Origin of the sequence: Bifidobacterium hominis (genome assembly GCF_040095915.1) — a bacterium.
Lineage (GTDB): Bacteria > Actinomycetota > Actinomycetes > Actinomycetales > Bifidobacteriaceae > Bifidobacterium > Bifidobacterium hominis.
Genome location: NZ_JBBMFR010000003.1, coordinates 61,940 through 81,396, shown reverse-complemented (window position 1 = coordinate 81,396; position 19,457 = coordinate 61,940). Strand labels below are relative to the sequence as shown.

The 19,457-nt window shown below is 58.8% G+C and carries 15 protein-coding genes; 9 read left to right on the top strand and 6 right to left on the bottom strand.

Annotated elements, in window-relative coordinates:
- Positions 1 to 5 precede the first annotated feature (5 nt).
- Entirely contained in the window at positions 6 to 1,238 is a 1,233-nt protein-coding gene (locus WMO36_RS03190; RefSeq protein ID WP_065446547.1) for a sensor histidine kinase, read from the top strand.
- Positions 1,239 to 1,527: 289 nt separating this feature from the next.
- Here WMO36_RS03190 and WMO36_RS03185 read toward each other — a convergent pair whose 3' ends face one another.
- On the bottom strand, positions 1,528 to 3,930 hold the full coding sequence (locus tag WMO36_RS03185; protein WP_349076751.1) for a prolyl oligopeptidase family serine peptidase: 2,403 nt from the start codon (positions 3,928 to 3,930) through the stop codon (positions 1,528 to 1,530).
- 208 nt (positions 3,931 to 4,138) lie between these two features.
- On the opposite strand from WMO36_RS03185, the gene WMO36_RS03180 reads away from it, so the two are divergent.
- The 7 genes from WMO36_RS03180 to pknB are packed head-to-tail and all read left to right on the top strand — an operon-like array spanning position 4,139 to position 13,037.
- Entirely contained in the window at positions 4,139 to 4,846 is a 708-nt protein-coding gene (locus WMO36_RS03180; RefSeq protein WP_004222873.1) for an FHA domain-containing protein, read from the top strand.
- A gap of 27 nt (positions 4,847 to 4,873) precedes the next feature.
- Positions 4,874 to 5,389, top strand: a complete 516-nt coding sequence (locus tag WMO36_RS03175; protein ID WP_004222871.1) for an FHA domain-containing protein FhaB/FipA — start codon at positions 4,874 to 4,876, stop codon at positions 5,387 to 5,389.
- Positions 5,390 to 5,394: 5 nt separating this feature from the next.
- The gene (locus WMO36_RS03170) at positions 5,395 to 6,999 is read left to right on the top strand and encodes a PP2C family serine/threonine-protein phosphatase (RefSeq protein WP_033524170.1); all 1,605 of its coding nucleotides are present in this window, start codon (positions 5,395 to 5,397) and stop codon (positions 6,997 to 6,999) included.
- A complete protein-coding gene (locus WMO36_RS03165) occupies positions 6,996 to 8,519 on the top strand; it encodes an FtsW/RodA/SpoVE family cell cycle protein (RefSeq protein WP_004222867.1) in 1,524 nt (507 codons plus the stop codon). The genes WMO36_RS03170 and WMO36_RS03165 overlap by 4 nt, the downstream gene beginning before the upstream one ends.
- Complete coding sequence (locus WMO36_RS03160; RefSeq protein WP_055062896.1) at positions 8,516 to 9,982, top strand: peptidoglycan D,D-transpeptidase FtsI family protein; 1,467 nt, start codon at positions 8,516 to 8,518, stop codon at positions 9,980 to 9,982. The genes WMO36_RS03165 and WMO36_RS03160 overlap by 4 nt, the downstream gene beginning before the upstream one ends.
- Complete coding sequence (locus WMO36_RS03155) at positions 9,979 to 10,923, top strand: serine/threonine-protein kinase (protein WP_004222862.1); 945 nt, start codon at positions 9,979 to 9,981, stop codon at positions 10,921 to 10,923. Before WMO36_RS03160 ends, WMO36_RS03155 begins: the two co-directional genes overlap by 4 nt.
- Positions 10,920 to 13,037, top strand: coding sequence for a Stk1 family PASTA domain-containing Ser/Thr kinase (gene pknB / locus WMO36_RS03150; protein WP_349076749.1), 2,118 nt, complete (start codon positions 10,920 to 10,922; stop codon positions 13,035 to 13,037). The genes WMO36_RS03155 and pknB overlap by 4 nt, the downstream gene beginning before the upstream one ends.
- A gap of 211 nt (positions 13,038 to 13,248) precedes the next feature.
- Here the strand turns inward: pknB and WMO36_RS03145 are convergent, their stop codons facing one another.
- From WMO36_RS03145 to WMO36_RS03135, 3 genes are all read right to left on the bottom strand, one after another.
- Positions 13,249 to 13,893 carry an anthranilate synthase component II gene (locus tag WMO36_RS03145; protein WP_195552507.1) on the bottom strand — a complete coding sequence of 215 codons (645 nt, stop codon included), beginning with the start codon at positions 13,891 to 13,893 and terminating at the stop codon, positions 13,249 to 13,251.
- A 224-nt stretch (positions 13,894 to 14,117) separates the two neighbouring features.
- Complete coding sequence (locus WMO36_RS03140; RefSeq protein ID WP_117783571.1) at positions 14,118 to 15,209, bottom strand: class E sortase; 1,092 nt, start codon at positions 15,207 to 15,209, stop codon at positions 14,118 to 14,120.
- Positions 15,210 to 15,212: 3 nt separating this feature from the next.
- A complete protein-coding gene (locus WMO36_RS03135; RefSeq protein ID WP_022245029.1) occupies positions 15,213 to 16,016 on the bottom strand; it encodes a DUF881 domain-containing protein in 804 nt (267 codons plus the stop codon).
- Between the two features lie 116 nt (positions 16,017 to 16,132).
- On the opposite strand from WMO36_RS03135, the gene crgA reads away from it, so the two are divergent.
- The gene (gene crgA, locus WMO36_RS03130; RefSeq protein ID WP_072043183.1) at positions 16,133 to 16,627 is read left to right on the top strand and encodes a cell division protein CrgA; all 495 of its coding nucleotides are present in this window, start codon (positions 16,133 to 16,135) and stop codon (positions 16,625 to 16,627) included.
- 208 nt (positions 16,628 to 16,835) lie between these two features.
- On the opposite strand, the gene WMO36_RS03125 is transcribed toward crgA, so the two are convergent.
- A complete protein-coding gene (locus WMO36_RS03125) occupies positions 16,836 to 18,251 on the bottom strand; it encodes a THUMP-like domain-containing protein (protein ID WP_349076747.1) in 1,416 nt (471 codons plus the stop codon).
- Between the two features lie 378 nt (positions 18,252 to 18,629).
- A complete protein-coding gene (locus WMO36_RS03120) occupies positions 18,630 to 19,424 on the bottom strand; it encodes a rhomboid family intramembrane serine protease (RefSeq protein WP_349076746.1) in 795 nt (264 codons plus the stop codon).
- Positions 19,425 to 19,457 lie beyond the last annotated feature (33 nt).

Here is a 19,457-nt window from a genome sequence, read left to right as displayed (position 1 = left end):
ACCGTATGCGCACGCAGCATCCGAACCTGTGGCATCCAATCCGTTTCGCCATTATGCTGATCGTGCTTGCATGGACCATATACGGCGTTTGCTACGAGCCTCCTACCGACATATTTGGCGTGATATGGGTTGCGATGCTGGTTACGGCGCTCGTACTGTCTCCGCTGTTTCTGAAAAGTACATCGGTGGCGATTCTCGTGATTGCCTCCATAGGCGATCTGTTTACTCCCTACGCGCATTTGGGAAATTCTCTTCCCGCGCAGCTTTACGCCTATGGCATGCTCGCATACAGCACTAATGCCATTATCGTGGCAACGTTACTCATATATTACGTTGTTAACATTCTGCTGATTGACCCCCCTGACCCAAATACCAACCCCGTCGCCATGGTCAGCATGTATGCCATGGTGCTACTGCTTGGTCGGACGTTGAGTTGGAGCGAAAAAACAACGCAGAAAAGCTTCGAAGCGGCGCAGAACAAGAATCGTCTGCAGGAATTGGAAAGCCGCGCACGCATTGCCGATGCCATTCACGATGCGGTGACGGGCGATTTGTCAGCAGCGTCGTTTGTGGCGCAACGGCATATCGGTGGCAACTCTAGCGGCCCTGGCGTCGCTGCTGACCCTGCCAACGCAACCACAACTACGGCAACCACAACAGCCGATGCCGAAGACTGGCGTCAAATCAACGAATATATTCTTTCCGCATTGACGAACGTGCATCGCGTCATCGACGAATTGAATATGGACGCCACCACTCTCCCCGGCGACGCCGACGGCGAAGCGTTGGCCAATCTGCTGCGAGCAACACTGGATGACGGCGATCGTCGCTTGCGCAAGCTTGGCTTCAATATCACGTCCATCCGGCACTGCGCGGGCGGCAAGCCGAGCGCATCGCAAGCAATCGCCGAACTTGCCAATAATCTGCTGCGCGAGATCTATGCGAATATCGCACGCCATGCCGCTCCGGGAAGCAAGGTCGATCTTTCGGTGATGCTCCGGCCAAATGCCATCGAAATCACGCAAATCAATCCCATGAAAGAGGACATGGCTGGAGCTGACGAGCGCGATGACGAACTACCGGGCGGCCACGGGCTCGCCTCGTTCAAGAAGCAGCTCGAATCGTATCAGGGCACGCTCACCACGTCTGCGCAGGACGGCAGTTGGACGTTGTTTGCGTACATTCCGGTGACCGTCATCGACGATTCGCCCGGTTTGCTTGAACAAGTGCAGGTTTGACCATAGCTGCGGATCAGGGTTAGGACGAGCCCGATCCACCGATTTCCATCTTTTTCAAGCCCAGATTTTTTTAGGGGGGGGGTACACAAATGTGGTACCCCCTCGCTTGCGAAGTCGTTTTCGCCTGTTTTATGTTGGCATTCGAGAAGGGAGCGCGTTCGCCCACGACGTTCGGATGCTTGGCAGTCCGGAAGTCGCAGGGGAACGCGTTTTGTCTTCCTACGGCGCTTTGCAGCACTTTCGTTTGCGATGTTGCCGTTACCGTTACTGCACTGTCGTCACGGTGCCGTCACCCCAACGCTTCCGCAAGGAAATCGCGCTGCAGGATCAGCAGATTTTCGGCAACCGTCTCGTCGTTGGTCATGTGCGTGATGCCGGTCAGCGGCAGGAACGTGTGCTTACGTCCGGTTGCCATCAGCGCCTGGCTCAGGCGCAGGCTGTGCGCGATCGTCACATTGTCGTCGGCGAACCCGTGGATGAGCATGAGCGGGCGATCAAGCTGCGGCGCGTCGGCGATGATGCTGTTGCGTTCGTACACGGCCGAGTCAAGGCCGAGATAGCGTTCGGTGTAATGCGTGTCGTACAGCGTCCAGTCGGTCGGAGGCGCGCCCGCGCAGGCCGCGGCGAACGTTTCCGGCGCCTCCAACACGGCGAGCGCGGAGAGGAATCCGCCGTACGACCAGCCGATCATGGCGACGCGGCTGAGATCGGGTTGCGGAACGTTGGCTGCCGCATTCTCGCCAGCCAGCGCTTCCAACGCTTCCGGCAACGCGCGCACGGCGTCGATCTGGTCTTCGAGCGTTACGGATTTCATGGTTTCGTAGATGGCGCGGTCCCATTGCGGGCCGCGTCCGGTGGTGCCGCGTCCGTCGGTGGTGACCACGATGTAGCCTTGGTCGGCCCACCATTGCGCGTCCCAATAGAAGGATTGACTTTCGATGACCTGTTGGAAGCCGGGGCCTCCGTAGGGTTTCATGAGTACCGGCAGGATGGCTTCGTGCGCGTATTCACTATCGGATGAGGGCAGCACGATCGCCGTGTACAGCTCACGTTCGCCGAGTCGGGTGAAGTGCACGTTCGGCGTGAATCCGGGGGTTTCGGCATGGTTTTCGATTGGTGCGACCACCATTGACGCCACGTCCGTACCATTTTCGTCGGTTGTGGCGATGTTCATGCAATGCTGCATTTGCACGGTTGCGTCGTCCATGCCCCGTCCGGTCACCACGCAGCCGTTGCCGGCGCGAGACATGCTCCACTGGCCGGGCGCGTAGGTGAGGGGTTCCCATGTGCCGTCATAGCGGATCGACACCACGTCGAAGCTGCGGGCGTCATGGTCGGAGGCATTCGACTGCCAGAGGAACGGCAGGTCGCTTTCAGGCAGGATTTCAGGGGTGCGCTGCACCACGCATAGCACGTCGTCGTCGGTCACGTCGAGCACTTCGCGCACCTGCAGTCCGGCCGGAGTGAAGGGCGTACCATCAATGGTGAGTCGGTTCGTATCGACGTCCATGTCGTTCATCGCGCAGATCAAGCGTCCATCCGGAGTGAATGCAGGGGTGCCGTGGATGAGGTCGAGCCAGTAGTCGTTGCCGTGTTCCTCAAGCACGCGCGTGGTGCCGGGGCGTTCGCCTTCCGCGTATTCGGGAATGGCGATGGAGAAGGTTTCGACCTCGTCGCCATTGTCGTCGGTGAAGCCGTTTTCCGCGTCACGCATGGTGGCGATCGGCTCGCCTACATGGATGGCGAGCACCTGATCGTGCTGCTGGAGGCGGTCTTGCACAAGGATGATCGGATCGTGGCCTTCACGCCAGCTTACGGCGGCCAGATATTCGTAGGATTCATGGTCCCACTGCACTTCGTTGGCGATTGCCCCGTAGCAGCAGTTGTCGCTGTCGTAGCCGAGTTCCAGCAGGGTCAGCCGCACGTCGGCATTGGCGGTCAACGCTTGCGGATAGCGGTTGGCTTGCGCCGGATTGGTTGGATTCGCGGGGTCCGACAGATGCCAGATCGGTTCGGGGGATTCGTCGTAGGTTTCGAAGAGCACGTATTTGGAGTCGGGTGACCACCAGAAGCCGTCGTAGCGGTCCATTTCTTCGCCTGCGGCGAATTCCGCCAATCCGATTTTCCATTCGCCGTTCTGCGGTGCCGAGGCGACCACCGAAATCGCGTCGCCGGTTTCTTCATCGTTAGCGAGATCCACGTCCACCAGATACGTGCCGGTGGTGTACATGATGTGCCGTCCGTCGGGACTGATGCGCGGGTTCAGCACCGGTTTGAGTTCATCTTCCTCTATCGTGATGGCTCGCGTCGCGCCCGCCGTAAGGTCGGTGAGGAAAAGCTGCCCGTTGATGGTGAAGGTCACGCGGTTGCCGGCACCGTCGACGCAATACGAGACGATGCCGGATCCGCCTTCGCGCGCACGTTCGCGTCGCGCCTTCTCTTCCGCCGGAACGTCTTCCGCGTCGGCGTCGGCAAGCAATACGCGCGGATCGGCGAGCGGAATCTCACCGATGTTGCCGTCTTCGTCGATCACGCTCATCCACAGCGAGGTGACGGTGTCTTCCGGACCGTCGGAACGCAGGAACAGCGCGCGGGAGCCGTCTGCAATCACGCGCGCCGAACGCGGAGCGCCGCAGGAAAATCGCAAGGTACGTGCTTTTTTACGGGGGAACTGTCGAATCGCATCTGTCATGCTCCCAACCTAGCACCATCCCAATTCCACCTTCCGTGAATTCGTGCATCGTGGAAATCGGGGGCGAAGGTAGTCATATTCGCGGATAAATACCCCCTAAATGATGCTGGGGATGGATTTATGCATGAAATTTTTGCAATTAAAGGACTTACGAATTGGCGCTCGGCGCTCTACCGCGTAGGATGGGTGAGGATAGAAAGGGACAAGCATGAGTGTTCTCGACCGATTTGAGAAAAGCGTGGAAGGCGCCGTCAACGGGGTTTTCGCCAAGTTCGGGTCCAAGGACCTGCAGCCCGTCGACCTTTCCAGCGCTCTGGAACGTGAGATTGACAAAGAGGCCATGCCCGTCACGCGAGACCGTACCGTGGCGCCGAATGAGTACCGTTTCAAGCTGAGCACGCCGGATTTCAACAACATCGTCGAATGGGGCGCGGAAGCGTTGGCCAATGAGCTGGCCGACAACCTCACCCAGTACGCGAAGGACCAGCATTACGCGTTCGTCGGTCCGGTCGTGGTGATCTTCGAAGAGGACCTTGACCTCACCAAGAGCAATTTCAAGCTGACGAGCGAATCCGTGCAAGGCAATACCGTGCCCGTCACCACCGACGCGCAGACCGAAGACTGCCCGATGCTGGAAATCGGCGAACACCAGTATCTGCTCACGGAAAGCAAGACCATCATCGGCCGCGGATCCGACTGCGATATCGTGATCGACGATCCGGGCATCTCCCGCCGCCACATGCAGATCGACATCACCGACAACGGCAACACCGTCATCGCACGCGATCTGGGCTCCACCAACGGCATGTATGTCGAAGGCCATCATGTCGAGGCGGCCACGTTGCTCGACGGCAACACGATCACCATCGGCCGCACCCGAATCCTGTATTGGGCCTCTTCGCAGGATCAGGAGTAACCAACCCCAACCTCGGGAGTTGCCTCTATGCTCACTGAACTTACTTTCGCGATCCTCAAGTACGGCTTCCTCGTACTGCTCTGGATCTTCGTGGCCTGTACGGTGCGTTCGCTGTACAGGGATGTGGAAACGCTCAGCCCGCGCAAGTCGCGGGCTCATCGCCGTAAGGAGCGTCGCGCGCGCAAGGCCGTCGAAGCGCCCGCGCCCGTGGCCGTCCCGGCACCAGTCGTCAGCGCCACATCAAGCGCCAAACCCACCTTGCTGGTCATCATCGATGGCCCCCTTGCCGGCAGTTCCGTCCCTTTGTCCGGCAACACCATCACGCTTGGCCGTTCCGCTTCGAACACCGTGGTTCTGGACGACGAATTCGTCTCGTCCCACCATGCGCGCGTCTATACGGATCCCGCCACCGGCAAGTGGGCCATCGAAGACCTGGGTTCCACCAACGGCACTGTGGTCAACCAGCAGCGTCTGAACGCTCCGATGATTCTCGGATCGCGCGTTCCCGTACGCATTGGCGCAACCACCTTTGAATTGAGGTGACCCGTTTGCCGACTTCTCCCGCTTCACAACCGCTGTTCATGTATTCCACCGTCGTTTCCGATGTGGGTACCGTACGTTCCAACAACCAGGATTCCGCGTTCGCCGGCGAGCATCTGATCGCCATCTGCGATGGCATGGGGGGCCATGCGGGAGGCGACACCGCCTCCACCATCGCCATCCGTTCATTGGCGCATATCGAGCAAGACAACGTGCAGGGCGATGTCCAGATTATCGCCCACATGATGGAAACCTCGGTTATGGCCGCGCATGACGCGATCGTTGGCAAAGCGAAGCGCGAACGTCGTCTCGCGGGCATGGGCACCACCGTCACGTCGGTCGCATTGGTGGCCGGATATTGGGTTTTGGCGCATATCGGCGATTCCCGCGCATATCTGCTGCATGACGGCCGTCTGATCCGCATGACGTCCGACCACAGCTACGTGCAGCATCTGATCGACACCGGCCGCATCAGCGAGGCCGAGGCGCGCAACCATCCGCAGCGCAACGTCGTGATGCGCGTTCTGGGTGATTTCGATATCGATTCGAGTCCGGACATCGCCATACGCAAGGCACATCCGGCCGACCGCTGGCTGCTCTGCTCCGACGGTTTGTGCGGCGTGCTTGAGGATTCCACATTGCAGGAGGTGCTGTCCGCCTGCTCCGATCAGGAGGAGTGCGCACAACAGCTGGTTTCGATGGCGCTTCGTGCCGGCAGCACCGACAACGTCACCGCGGTCATCGCCGACGCGACGCTCGCCCTTGACGCGGACGCGTTCGATCTGCCGCATCAGACGCCATTGGTTGGCGGCGCGGCCAGCGCAAGCCTTGAACCGATCGCCGACATCATCAACGAGCCGGTCGCATCCGCTCCCGCACTGCGCGAGGGCAAGAAGTCGCCTGCCGCCCGTGCCGCCGCACTGCGCAACGGCAAGAATCCCAACGAGGACGACAATCCTCCGGAACAGCGCGTGGCGCAACCGTCCACGGTACGCGAGGAGAACGGCGACCGCACCAATCCCGACACCGGTGAAATCCCCGTCGTACAGAAGGACGACGGCCGCATTTCCGCCGATCCGAACGATCCGGAAGTCGCCAAAGCCATCCGCAACGAGCATATCGAACAGCGCAAAACGAAGCGCACGCGCACCCGACGCAACCGTGTGATCGCCATCATCGTCACCATCGTGGTACTGCTGGGACTGGCGGGCGGCGCGTTCGCAACCTACCGTTGGAGCCAAACCAAGTACTACATCGGCGACGACAACGGCGAAGTGGCGATTTTCCAAGGCGTGCCGACAAGCCTGTTCGGCTTCCAGCTGTCGCACGCCGTCACCGACACTCATATGAAGACGAGCGAACTGCCGCCAAGCTGGCAGGAACAGCTTGCGCAGGGCATTTCCTTCGACACGTACGGCGAGGCGAAAACGCATACGCGACTGATCAAAAAGCAGCTGAAGCAACAGCAGGACGAAGCCGCGCAGAAGGAACAAGACAAGGCAAACGGCGAATCCGACAACAAATCCTCTGGTACGACTTCCGACAAGTCGTCGGGCAAATCAGACAAATCGGACGACGCTTCGGCAAACAAGTCAGGCGGTGACCAGTCATGATGGCAACCCGTCTGAAGCAATTCGGCCTGCTGCTGTTCAGCATGCTGATTTGCGGCGTCGCGTTCTTCCAGATGTTCGAACGCACCACCGGCGGTTTTCCGCAGAATTATTTGTGGATGCTCGCTTTTGTCGGCGCATTGTTCCTGACTTCCTGGGGATTGCCGCTGCGTTTCCAGCCGTATGCCAACCAGGCGATCATGTGTTGTGTGATGGTGCTGACTGGCACCGGCATCATGATGATCGCCCGCATCGACCAGGATTCGAACACGTCCGTCGCGTTCAAACAGTTGCTTTGGCTGTCGATAGCGCTGGTTTTGGCGAATCTGCTGGTGATCTTCATGAAGGATTACCGTGTGCTGAGGCGGTTCTCGTACGTCAGCATGGTGATCGGTTTGGTGTTGCTGCTGTCACCGATGCTTCCGGTGATCGGTTCCGAACAGTATGGCGCGCGCATTTGGGTGAAGATTCCCGGTTTGGGATCGTTCCAGCCAAGCGAGTTCGCGAAGCTGTTCCTCGCGTTTTTCTTCGCCTCCTACCTGTATGACCACCGCGACCAGCTGGCGGTCGGTGGCAAGAAGGTGCTGGGCCTGCAGCTGCCGCGCATCAAGGATCTTGGGCCTATCATCGTGGTGTGGATCGTGTCGATGGGCGTGCTGGTCGTGCAGCATGATTTGGGCACGTCGTTGATGTTCTTCGCCATGTTCGTGTCCATGTTGTACGTGGCCACGGGGCGCACCAGTTGGATTGTGATTGGTTTCATCGCGTTCGCCGTGGGCGCGTTCGCCGCGGCCAATATTTTCAGCCATGTCGGCGCGCGCGTCGACGCCTGGCTGCACCCGTTCGACTCGGCGCAGTACAACAAGGAGTACGGCGGATCCTACCAGCTCGTCACGGGTATTTTCGGCCTGGCATCAGGCGGCTTGATGGGCACCGGCCTTGGGCAAGGTCACCCGTCGCTCACTCCGATCGCCAACTCCGACTACATCTACGCGGCACTTGGCGAAGAGCTGGGCCTCACCGGTCTGATGGCCATTCTGATGCTCTATCTGCTCATCATCGCCGCCGGGATGATCACTGCGATGAAAATCAAGGATGGGTTCGGCAAGCTTCTCGCATCGGGCCTCGTGTTCACCATGGCCTTCCAGGTGTTCACCGTGGTGGGAGGCATCACGTTAGTCATCCCACTTACGGGTTTGACTCTTCCGTACATGGCCGCCGGCGGATCCTCACTCATAGCGAATTACATGTTGGCAGCACTCCTAGTGGTGATTTCCAACTCGGCGAACAAACCCGAATCCGATATCGATAGCGACACGTTCCAATATGAGGCGATGCAGGCGCTGCGCGCCCGCAAGCAGAGCCGCGCCCGCAGAAGCGTGGCCTCCGCGCAGGCCTCCGCGCAGGCCACTGAAATCATCTCCACGGAGACGCCGGTTTCAGGCACGCCAGTCGTACCACCCGCTCCCCCATCGGGCACTCCGAACGTATCGGACAGCATGTCAGAGGGGAGCCAAGCATGAATAAGTCACTCCGCCAACTCTTCACCATCGTGGTGGCGCTGTTCGTCATCCTGGGCATGTCCACCACCATCATCACGGCGATTCGCGCGAACCAGCTCAACAACGACCCGCGCAACACCCGCGCCCTCTACCACGAGTATGGCGCTCCGCGCGGTGCGATCCTTGCTTCGGACGGCTCCGTCATCGCCAAATCCGACCCTTCGAACGACGCGTTCTCCTACCAGCGTTCCTATACCGCCGGCGAACTGTACGCGCCGGTCACCGGCTTCTTCTCGATCAGCCAACGCGGCTGGAACGGTATCGAAGCGTCGCGTAGCTCGCTGCTGTCGGGCCAATCCGACCAGCTGGTATGGCAGCGGTTCAAATCGCTGTTCACCGGCCAGGAAAACAAGGGCGCGACCATCGAAACGTCCATTGATCCGAAAATCCAGCAGGCCGCCTACAACGGTCTTGCCAACAATGACGGCGCGGCCGTGGCCATCGAAGTGAAAACCGGTCGTATTCTCGCCATGGCAAGCACGCCAAGCTACGACCCGAACCAGCTGGCGAGCCACGACACGTCCGAAGCGAACGGCAATTATTCCACGCTTTCGCAAGACGAGTCGAATCCGATGCTCAACCGTGCCACCTCGCAGCTGTATCCTCCGGGATCCACGTTCAAAACGGTGGTGGCGGCGGCCGCGCTGGAAACCGGCGAATACCAGACCGACACCGAGATTCCGGCCGGATCGAGCTACACGCTTCCGGGCACGGTCACGCAGTTGACGAACGCGGTGTCGCAGGCCGACGGTTCGGACGGCAAGATCACGTTGGAAGACGCGATGGCGTATTCGTCGAACACCGCGTTCGCCCAGCTGGGCGTGGCTTTGGGCGATGACAAGGTGTCGTCCATGGCCAAGAAGCTTGGTTTCGACAGTCCGATCACGGTTGACGGATCCGATTCCACGGGCACGCCGTGGATGAGCGTGGCGTCGAAGTTCCCGACCGACACGACCGACGACAAGCTCGCTTTGGCGTCCATCGGCCAAGGAGACACCGTGGTGACTCCGCTGCAGAACGCGCTGGTGGCGGCCGCCGTGGCGAACGGGGGCAAGGTCATGCAGCCGACGCTGGTGGATCGCGTGCGTTCCTCCGACCTGTCTGTTATTTCGCAGACCAAGCCGCAGGTGATGAGCCGCGCGTTCAGTTCGGGCACCGCCAACAAGCTCACGCAGATGATGGAGGCGGTGGTCACCAAGGAGAACCCGAATCTGGCCATCGACGGCGTGCAGGTGGCTGCGAAAACCGGCACCGCGCAGATCGGTGACGGCAATACGTCCATCGACGGCTGGGTGGTCGGCTTCGCCCCGGCGGACGATCCGAAGATCGCTGTTGCCGTGGTGGTGCACAATGTGGATTTGTATGGCTCGTTCGCGGCGGGTCCGATTATGAAGGCGATGATGCAGGAGGCGCTGGCAGAGTGAAACTGATTGAAGGACAGCTCATCCACCGACGCTACAGGTTGGATGCCCGTCTGGCCCAGGGTGGCATGGGCGAAGTATGGAAAGGCTATGATATCCAGTTGGGTCGTCCCGTGGCCATTAAGGCGTTGCGCGGCGACTTGGGCGTCACGCAGGAGGCCAAGCTGCTTCGCCTGCGTGCGGAAGCGCATAATTCCGCCAATCTTGCACACCCGAATATCGCTGCGTTGTTCGAATATTACGAACATGACGGCATCGGCTTCCTCGTTATGGAGTACGTGCCCAGCAAGTCGCTGGCCGACCTGTTCCACGAGCAGAACGGCCCGATGGAGCCGACCCGTCTGCTGCCGATTCTCATCCAGACCGCGCGTGGCCTGTTCGTCGCGCATTCGCATGGCGTGATCCACCGCGACGTGAAGCCTGCGAACATCATGGTGTCCGATTCCGGCGAGGTGAAAATCACCGATTTCGGCGTCTCCTACTCCACCAATCAGGAGCAGATCACGCAGGACGGCATGGTGGTAGGCACCGCACAGTACATTTCCCCGGAGCAGGCGCAGGGCCAGCATGCCACGCCTCAATCCGATATCTATTCGCTTGGCATCGTCGCCTACGAGGGCCTGTGCGGGCATCGTCCGTTCACGGGTGCCACGCCGGTCGACATCGCCGCAGCACATGTCAACAATCCGGTTCCGCCGCTGCCGGACTCCGTCGACGTGCAGCTGCGTGAATTCGTCATGTCGATGCTGTCCAAAGACCCGCTTGACCGTCCGAAGGACGCGTTGACGGTGTCGCGCACGTTGTCCCGCATCGAACGCCGTCTGCTCGACCAGCAGACACAATTGGCTGACACGATGGTGGTGCCTACAGGCGGAAGACTTCCGCGACGCGTGGTCAGCAGACCTCATATCTCCTTGAGCACTGATGGGAAGGAACAGGGATGAACATCAACATGCCTACCTCTTTGGCTGGTGGACGTTACCAGCTCGGCCAACTGGTCGGCCGTGGCGGCATGGCCGAAGTGCACGTGGCGCTCGATACGCGCCTTGGGCGTACCGTCGCGGTCAAGATCATGCGCGCCGACTTCGCCAACGACAAGATCTTCCTTGAGCGTTTCCGTCGCGAAGCCCATTCCGTGGCGCAGATGAACAATCCGAATATCGTGAACATCTACGATTCGGGCGAAGAGGTCGTCGCCACGGAAACCGGCCAGACCGAACATCTGCCGTATCTGGTGATGGAATATGTCAAGGGCCAGACCTTGCGCGACATTCTCAAAGTGAATGGCGCTCTGAGCCAGCGCGACGCCGAACAGGTGATGATGGGCGTGCTCAACGCGCTTGAGTATTCGCATCGCATGGGCATCATCCACCGCGACATCAAGCCCGGCAACATCATGATTTCCGAGCAGGGCGTGGTCAAGGTCATGGACTTCGGCATCGCCCGCGCGCTCGACGATTCCGCCGCCACGATGACGCAGTCGCAGGGTGTGGTCGGAACCGCGCAATACCTGTCTCCCGAGCAGGCACGCGGCGAAAGCGTCGACATGCGTTCCGACCTGTATTCCGCAGGTTGCGTGCTGTATGAAATGCTTACCGGAAGGCCGCCGTTTACCGGCGATTCCGCGGTTGCGATCGCCTACCAGCATGTTTCGGAGGTCGCCACTCCCCCAAGTTCGGTCGTTCCCGGCTTGCCGAAGATGTGGGATTCGATTTGCGCGAAGGCGATGGCGAAGGATCGTCAGAACCGTTACGCCACGGCTTCCGAATTCAAGAACGATTTGCTGACGTTCATGAACGGCGGCGTGCCGATGGCGGCCGCGTTCAATCCGTTGACCGATCTGACCAATATGAAGGCACGCAAGCAGGCTGAAATGGACGCGAACACCGTGGCCATGACTCCTGCCGGTGAAACCGCCGCGACGCAGGCGTTCAATCCCGTTACGGGCCAGTTCGAGGCCGTACCGAACCCACAGAACGGCGTATCCACAAAAACCCGCGCGGAACAGCGTGCCGAGGCCGCTAAGGCGCGTAAGAAGAAGCAGATCATCATCGGCTCCGTGGTGGGCGGTCTGGTGGCGCTGCTGGTCATTCTGGGTGTGTTCTTCATGCTGAACAAGAGCGACTCCACCGCCGACATGGTGGAAGTTCCTAATTTCACCGCCACGGCGAATATTTCCGAGGCGCGCGTCGAAGAGCAGCTCGCGGCCAAGGGTCTGAAGCTCGATGCCCGAGAGGATTCCGATTCAAGCGAGCCGAAGGGCACCATCACCAAGCAGAATCCGGCGGGCGGCAAGAAGGTCGCCAAGGGCTCCACGGTTTCCGTGTGGTTCTCCACCGGCCCTCAGTCGGTCGCCGTTCCGGATGTGTCGAACAAGAGCCAGGATGACGCGAAATCCATTCTTGAGGCCGCCGGCTTCAAGGTGGGTAACGTGCGCACGGTCGACAATGCCTCCATCGAAAAAGACAAGGTGGTAAGCACGGATCCTGCCGCCCATTCAAAGCAGACCAAGGGCACGATCATCACGCTGTACATTTCGTCCGGCATGACCAAGATTCCCGACAATCTGATCGGACAGCCGAAAGACACGGTTATCGAGCAGCTGAAGCAGGCCGGTCTGACGCAGATCACCATCGAAAGCGAATATTCCGATTCCATCGCTTCCGGCGCCGTCACCCGCGTCGAGCCGGGTGTTGGAAGCACGGTCGAGGCCGGTACCGCGGTCACGATTTGGGTGTCTACCGGCAAGCAGCAGATCAGCGTGCCCAGCGTGGTCGGCATGGGCTATGCGAACGCCAAGAGCCTGTTGGAAAGCTACGGTTTCCAGGTCACGGTTTCCGGCCCGGAGGATGGCACGGTCACAGACATGTCACCGACCGCCGGCACCCAGTCCGACAGCGGAGCCACGATCACGTTGACCACGAAGTCGTCCAGCACCAATAATGGCGGCAACAACGGCAACAACGGCGGCAACGGCGGCAACAACGGCAACAACGGCGGCAACGGCGGCAACGGCGGCAACACCGACGGAGGCAACAACACTCCCGAAGGCAACTGATCGGTCGAGATAACCGCCATCATTCACAAGGAAGGCCCAGCTGAAATGCCAGCTGGGCCTTCCTCATTACGGTCTTATGTTCTTTTGCGATTCGTGTTTTCTTACGATTTTGTATTTTCTTGCGATTGAGATTGCGCGACTTACGTTTCCACGCTTGTACCATCGCTTGTACCATGCGTTTTCGCACTTCCCACGTCTTCTTGCTGCGACCTTAGGCCGCGACCTTGGGCTGCAATCCCTTGGAACGTTCCACGGCGTTCTCCTGGCCGCACACCTTCAGCCAGTTCGCAAGCAGACGGTAGCCGTCCTGCGTCATCACGGATTCGGGGTGGAACTGCACCGCATACATCGGCTTGCTGCAGTGCTTGATGCCCTGCACGATGTGGTCGCCCTGCGTCCACGCGGTCACCACCAGTTCTTCCGGCACGGAATCGGGCTCCACGGCCAGCGAATGGTAGCGGGTGGCGGTCATCGGATTGGCGACGCCTTCGAAGATCTCGTCGTCGATATGCTCCACCAAGCTGGTTTTGCCGTGCATGATGGTCGGCGCGTGGCTTACGGTCGCGCCGAACACTTCGGCCAGCGCCTGCATGCCGAGGCACACGCCGAACATGGGCTTGGACTGCTCCGCGCACAGGCGAATCATGCCTTCGCTGGCACCGGAATCGGCCGGAGCGCCCGGGCCGGGAGAAATAAGCACGCCGTCGTATTCGTCGATCACACCGGCTTCGCCCGGATCGATCGCATCGTTGCGCACCACCGTCACCGCGGCACCCAACGTCTTCAAATAGCCGACAATCGTGTAAACGAACGAATCGTAGTTGTCCACGACCAAAATGCGTGCGGAATCGGTCATCATGCTCCTATCAACGTCGGAATGTCGGCGTTCGAATGCTTCGAATACTTACGTTGCGCGAATATTTGCGTTTGCATAGCAGTGTACGTGCGCAACATGTCGTGACGCGGCGCGCGTCTCACGCAGCAATCGCAGCAATCGTGATAATCGCAGATCGCAGCAATCGCTTTCACATCTGCCAGCAAAACTGCCAGCAGACCGCCGGAAGGCACCTGAATACAGCTTTATATGGCCGTGTAATTCGACATTTCCTGCAATGCCGGAATATTCGTCGCAGCCCACGGGAACAGCCATTCAAAGCACGATGCGGCCGCCGCGAAAATCAGCAACGCCATGAGCACAAGTCGAATCGGAAGCACACCCGGCTGCAATCGCATCAATCCGCCGTACAAGCTGAATTCCGGCTTTTCGCGGCGTCCTGCGCGCACGTCGGCGAGATACGGCCAGCGCCATGCCACCAGCGCGGAAAGGAAGATGATCGCATATGCGGCGAGCGCGCCGAGAATCCACGGTTTGAGTGAGCTGACGGATGCGACGATCGACGATTTTTCGTTGTTGACGAATTTGACTTTGCCGTTGGAGTCGGTGGAGGCGAGCTCCTGGGGGATGCCGTCGGACACCTTCGCCCAGTATGAGAATTCCGCGTAGCTGATCCAGCGGTGTGTCGGCGTGGAGTATTTCGGTTCGCATGTGGTCATGGTCAGCATGCGTTTGGTTGGCGTCGCGCCGGGGTTTTCGGGGTTGGCGGCGACCACTTCGATGTCGGTCGGCAGCACGATTTTGTAGCTGGTGTAGTGGTAGACGTACCAGTAATCCTGCGTGCGCACGATGATCGGGTCGCCTTCCTGCAGTTTGTCGACGTCGCCGAGTGGCTGTCCGTAGCCGTTGCGGTGCCCTGCGAAGGCGAAATTGCCGACTTGGCCAGGCATTTGCGAATCCTTGTAGTGGCCGAGTCCGTGCTTGTTGAGTTCGGTGAGAGAGGTGCCTTCAACGAGGTTGCGCTGCCATTGGCTGCCGAATCGCGGAATGTAGACCTGGGCGATGAGCTCGCCTTCCTGTGCGCTTTGCGGTTGCGCTGGCGGGTCGCCTTCCTGCGCTTGCGCAATGGTGACGCTGTCGGATTGGCCGGGGTCGGACCATGATACGGATTGGCGTGTTTCGATTTGGTTGTGTTCGGCCTGCACGCCCGTCCACCACATTTGCCATGCGATGTAGAGCGCGCAGACGGCCGCCGCGGTCAGCATGAGTTCGGCGAGGATGCCAAGTATCGTCCAGACCACGCTTTTGCGACGCTGTTTTGGTGCCACGTGCTTCATCGGTTACTTCCCCTCTTGCGATTCCTGCGTTTCGTCCGTTTGCTGCGATCCGTCTGTTTCGTTGTTCATCGCCTGCGCGTATTGCAGCGGCTGTTGCAATGCGTCGGTCGCGTCGAAATGGAGTTTTTCTTTTTCGTCGACCTGCCATCCCAAGCCGAACGCGCTGACGTACTGCCGGTATATGGTCACTTCCTGCGAATTGTCGAGCGCCTTTTTCATTGTCTCGACCGGGCCGATCGCGGAAATGGTGAATGGCGGCGAATACTTTTTGCCCTGCAAAAGCAGCACGTTGCCGGAACAGCGCACTGCGGAATTGAACAGCACACGCTGGTCCATGATCATCATGGATTCCGCGCCGCCCGCCCAAAGCGCGTTCACCACGGCTTCGACGTCTTGCTGGTGCACCACGTAATCGTTGATGTTGGAGGTGGAGCCGCTGGAATCGACCATGTTTTCCCAGAGTGGCGAATCGTCGAGCGTCACCACGAGTCCGGGGCCTTCCACCGCGGGCAGCATGGTGCCGTTGCCGGCGCTTTCGCTGTCTTGCTGGTCGGCGTCGTCCTGGCTGTTCAGGGTTTTGCTCAGATCGTTCACGCGGGAGCTGAGCGCGTCGACTTCCGTCTGCAGGGAGTTGACTTTTTTCACGCGTTGTTCCACGAGTTCGGCGGTGTCGTTGGTCACCACGACGGAACGGTTCACGCGCAGATTCGTGGCGAGCAGGAATCCGGAGAACATGAGCACAAGGAATGCCGCCACTCCGGCCGCTTTCGACCGTTTCGCGGTGTGCTTGCCGGTGTGCTTCGCCATGCGGACCTTCCTGATTCCCATTAAGCATTTGCTCTGATTATGAACAGTTTTGCGCTGTGAGTTCGCCGCTTTCGAGTCTACCCACTATTATGACTTTTAGCCTATTAAAGGAGACTATGCTGATGGCTGACGAAGAGCTGCACGAAACCACCGCGGACGATCAGAACGATCTGCAGTCCACGGACGACACCGCTGCCGTTGAAGAGAGCAACGAAACCGTTCAGGATGCCGCTGAGGAAACCACCGTCGATTCCACTTCTGACGAATCCGCTGATTCCGACGACGATGACGATCACGACATTCCGATGGATCGCGTCGAAGCGGTGCTGAACGCTACCGCCGATAAGGACTCCCTGAGCCCTCAGATGCAGCGCATGATGAACCGTCAGGCGGAGAACACCCGCCGCGTGGAGGAAACCATCAAGGGCACCAAGTCCAATCCACGCTGGTTCGTGCCGCTGTTCTGCGCGCTGATGATCATCGGTCTGATCTGGGCGGTCGTCTACTACCTGACTTCCGACTACCCGATTCCGAACATCGGCGCGTGGAATCTGGCCATCGCATTCGCGATCATCATGATCGGATTCATCATGACCATGTGGTGGCGCTAAAGCGTAGTTTCGCCTTTCCTGCGATTTGAGGGCGTCTGTACAACGTGCGGTCAGACGCCCTTTTCGCATGCCCTTTTACGATTATCTCGCAATCTTTTCGTAGGTTTTCTTCGTAGGTTTCACGCTCTTTCGCAAACGTACGCGGTCTTTCGCGACTGCCTTGCCAATCCCGGTTCGCCTGTTTCTTTTTTCGATTCCGGTTTGTTTTTCAGATTTTCGACGTGCGCAGCAGCACATGATCGCAGCCTTGCATGGTAGTGCCGAACAGATAGACCGGACCACCGTCGGCAAGCTTCAATTTCTTGCGTAGCTGCGGTGCGGTAAGCGGGAAGTTACGTACCGCGATATTGGCCTGTTTCGTGCCATTCAGCAGTCGTTTTATATCCTTTTTATTCATGCCGCCGATCGCTTCAATCGCGAATCCTCTGCCGGGAAAATCGGCAACCGGCGTTGCCGACACGAAAAGGTGACTGCTTGGACCGACCTGCGTCACACCGAATCGTTCCTCCACCAGATCGAAGCAACCGGCCTTCATAATCGACGCATTCGGCTCATACAAGTAGTTTTTCACCTCCGGCAGCGGTTTGCCGCCAATGCGCAGGCCCTGCGTATATGCGGCGGAATCATAGTCGATCCGCTGATTGTCGTTCACGCAGAACACGCGCGGCGCGGATGGTTCCTCATGCACCTGCTGACCCAATACCAGCAACAGTTCCTTGCATTCGTTGCCGGTGGCCACGATATGCACTTCGCGTACGGTCCCGTCGAAATCGGCGACCGCCTTGCGCCAATCCAACATCGGCGAAAGCTTGACCAGCGTGTACTGCGATTTGGCGAGCAACAGGTCACGCAATTCGAACACGTTCGGCGTGCAATCCTCGATCGCGTAAGTGCGCGATCCATGCTCGTCGCGGCGGGCCGGATCAAGGTAGATGAAGTCCACCGGACCCATCTGCCTGAGGTATTCCACGCCGTCGCCGCACACGATACGCGCCTGGTCGAGTCCCAGTGCGGCCATATTGTGTTCGGCCAGATCGCACAGATGCCGCTGCCGTTCCACATAAGTGGCTTGGCTGAATCCGCGCGCCAGATACGAAAAGTCCACGCCGAACCCGCCCGTCAGATCCACCATCGCCCTTTTCGCCACCAATGTGTCCGATTCTGGCGAATCGGACATCCACGCGCCCATTTTCATCTCTTGCGTGTCCGATTCTGGAGAATCGGACAACTGGAACGCACTTTTTGCCGTTTGCATGACCGATTCGGCGGAATCGGACAACTGTGGCTCACTTTTCGTGGTTTGGTTGTCCGATTCTCCAGAATCGGACACTCTGGCGCGCACGGTTGCGGCCGGCGCAAGCAGTGTTTGTGCGATTTCTGACTTGTATTGGGCTGTGAACTGCGATGAGCACTGTTCCATGGAAATGTGCGGAGGGTATACGATTCCCTCGCAGGAGGCCCATTGTGGCAGTTTTTTGCGTGCGATCTGCCATCCGGCAATCTGGTCGAGCGCCAACGGCAGGTCGAGCCCTTCCACACGTTTGGCCTTCAACGCCAGTTCGCGCACGTCCTCGTTGCGATGCATCGCCACGAATTCGCGCGTCTCGTCATTCATGATTGTCATTGGTGACGTACCTGATTTCGTTGTGTTGATTCGTCGTCATTCTGGGGATTTTCTGGTTTCACACGATGTGGATAAGTCGTGGATTATTGTGGACGAATGTGGATAGCATCTATATCTTGTAGGCAGTTTTATGGCCGTCCACAATATATAGGATGGTGTTTTTCCCCATTTTTCCACTATGCACAGTCGGGTTATCCACATTTTCCACCGTTGAAAAGCCGGGGAATCCACCGTTTTGTGAATATCCTTGTGGATAATGCACCGAGTTATCCCCGACTTACCCACAGCTCAACCCTCACTTATCCACACACTTATCCACATTTGTGGATAAGTGTGTGTCTGCGATTCCCCAAATCTGTTTTTTCTCCTGCCTGCCAACTAGAAGAACATGCCAAGAAGGGGGTTTGCGCGAAGTGGATTGCTCATATTGCATGCGACGACAATCGCAATAATCACGGCCAACATGATTACGCCGTACATCAGCGTGCGCTGCTGCAGGCTTTTGCCGCGCAACGCATGCAGACCGGAAACCAGCAGCCAGGCGAACACTCCTCCGATGATGAATCCGCCGACATGCGCCTGCCATGCGATGTTCGGCGTGATGATTGGCATCAGGAAGTTGATGAGCATCCAGATCAGCATGGATCGAATGTCGATGCCAATGCGCTGGTATACCACCAGAATTGCCGCGAACAGGCCGAATAGCGCGCCGGAAGCGCCGTATGCGGATGTCAGCCAACCGTCTTGCGAGAACAGTGACCAGACCATCATGCCGGCGCTTCCGCCGAGTCCTGACAGCACGTATAACGCGAGATATGGCAGATGCCCCATCATGCGTTCCAATACAGGCCCGACGCACCACAAGGTCAGCATGTTGAAAAGAATGTGCCATAGGGAGGCCGGCTGGTGCAGGAACATTGACGTAATGAAGGTCCATGGGCGGTGAGTCGCCAGCGCGGGCATGAATGCGCCTGAGCCGACGAATGCGTTGCAGCCGGTCGGCCAGACGATTTTCAATAGTGTTTCGACAATCCAGACCGCGACGCATATCGCCATGATCGTAACGGTGATCACAGGATCGCCGTTACGCCAACGGTATCGCATGGAACGTGCAGAGAAGAAGTCTTTGAACGACGGGGAATCGGGAAACAGACTGAAACGTTGATAAGCCATGTTTCAACCCTACTGGAACGTGCGAATCCGCGA

Bases quoted from the DNA above. Each gene is read 5' to 3' on its own strand.
- WMO36_RS03190 (WP_065446547.1), top strand. From the start codon at position 6: ATGCGCACGCAGCATCCGAACCTGTGGCATCCAATCCGTTTCGCCATT.
- WMO36_RS03185 (WP_349076751.1), bottom strand. From the start codon at position 3,930: ATGACAGATGCGATTCGACAGTTCCCCCGTAAAAAAGCACGTACCTTG.
- WMO36_RS03180 (WP_004222873.1), top strand. From the start codon at position 4,139: ATGAGTGTTCTCGACCGATTTGAGAAAAGCGTGGAAGGCGCCGTCAAC.
- WMO36_RS03175 (WP_004222871.1), top strand. From the start codon at position 4,874: ATGCTCACTGAACTTACTTTCGCGATCCTCAAGTACGGCTTCCTCGTA.
- WMO36_RS03165 (WP_004222867.1), top strand. From the start codon at position 6,996: ATGATGGCAACCCGTCTGAAGCAATTCGGCCTGCTGCTGTTCAGCATG.
- WMO36_RS03160 (WP_055062896.1), top strand. From the start codon at position 8,516: ATGAATAAGTCACTCCGCCAACTCTTCACCATCGTGGTGGCGCTGTTC.
- pknB (WP_349076749.1), top strand. From the start codon at position 10,920: ATGAACATCAACATGCCTACCTCTTTGGCTGGTGGACGTTACCAGCTC.
- WMO36_RS03145 (WP_195552507.1), bottom strand. From the start codon at position 13,893: ATGACCGATTCCGCACGCATTTTGGTCGTGGACAACTACGATTCGTTC.
- WMO36_RS03140 (WP_117783571.1), bottom strand. From the start codon at position 15,209: ATGAAGCACGTGGCACCAAAACAGCGTCGCAAAAGCGTGGTCTGGACG.
- WMO36_RS03135 (WP_022245029.1), bottom strand. From the start codon at position 16,016: ATGGCGAAGCACACCGGCAAGCACACCGCGAAACGGTCGAAAGCGGCC.
- crgA (WP_072043183.1), top strand. From the start codon at position 16,133: ATGCTGATGGCTGACGAAGAGCTGCACGAAACCACCGCGGACGATCAG.
- WMO36_RS03125 (WP_349076747.1), bottom strand. From the start codon at position 18,251: ATGACAATCATGAATGACGAGACGCGCGAATTCGTGGCGATGCATCGC.
- WMO36_RS03120 (WP_349076746.1), bottom strand. From the start codon at position 19,424: ATGGCTTATCAACGTTTCAGTCTGTTTCCCGATTCCCCGTCGTTCAAA.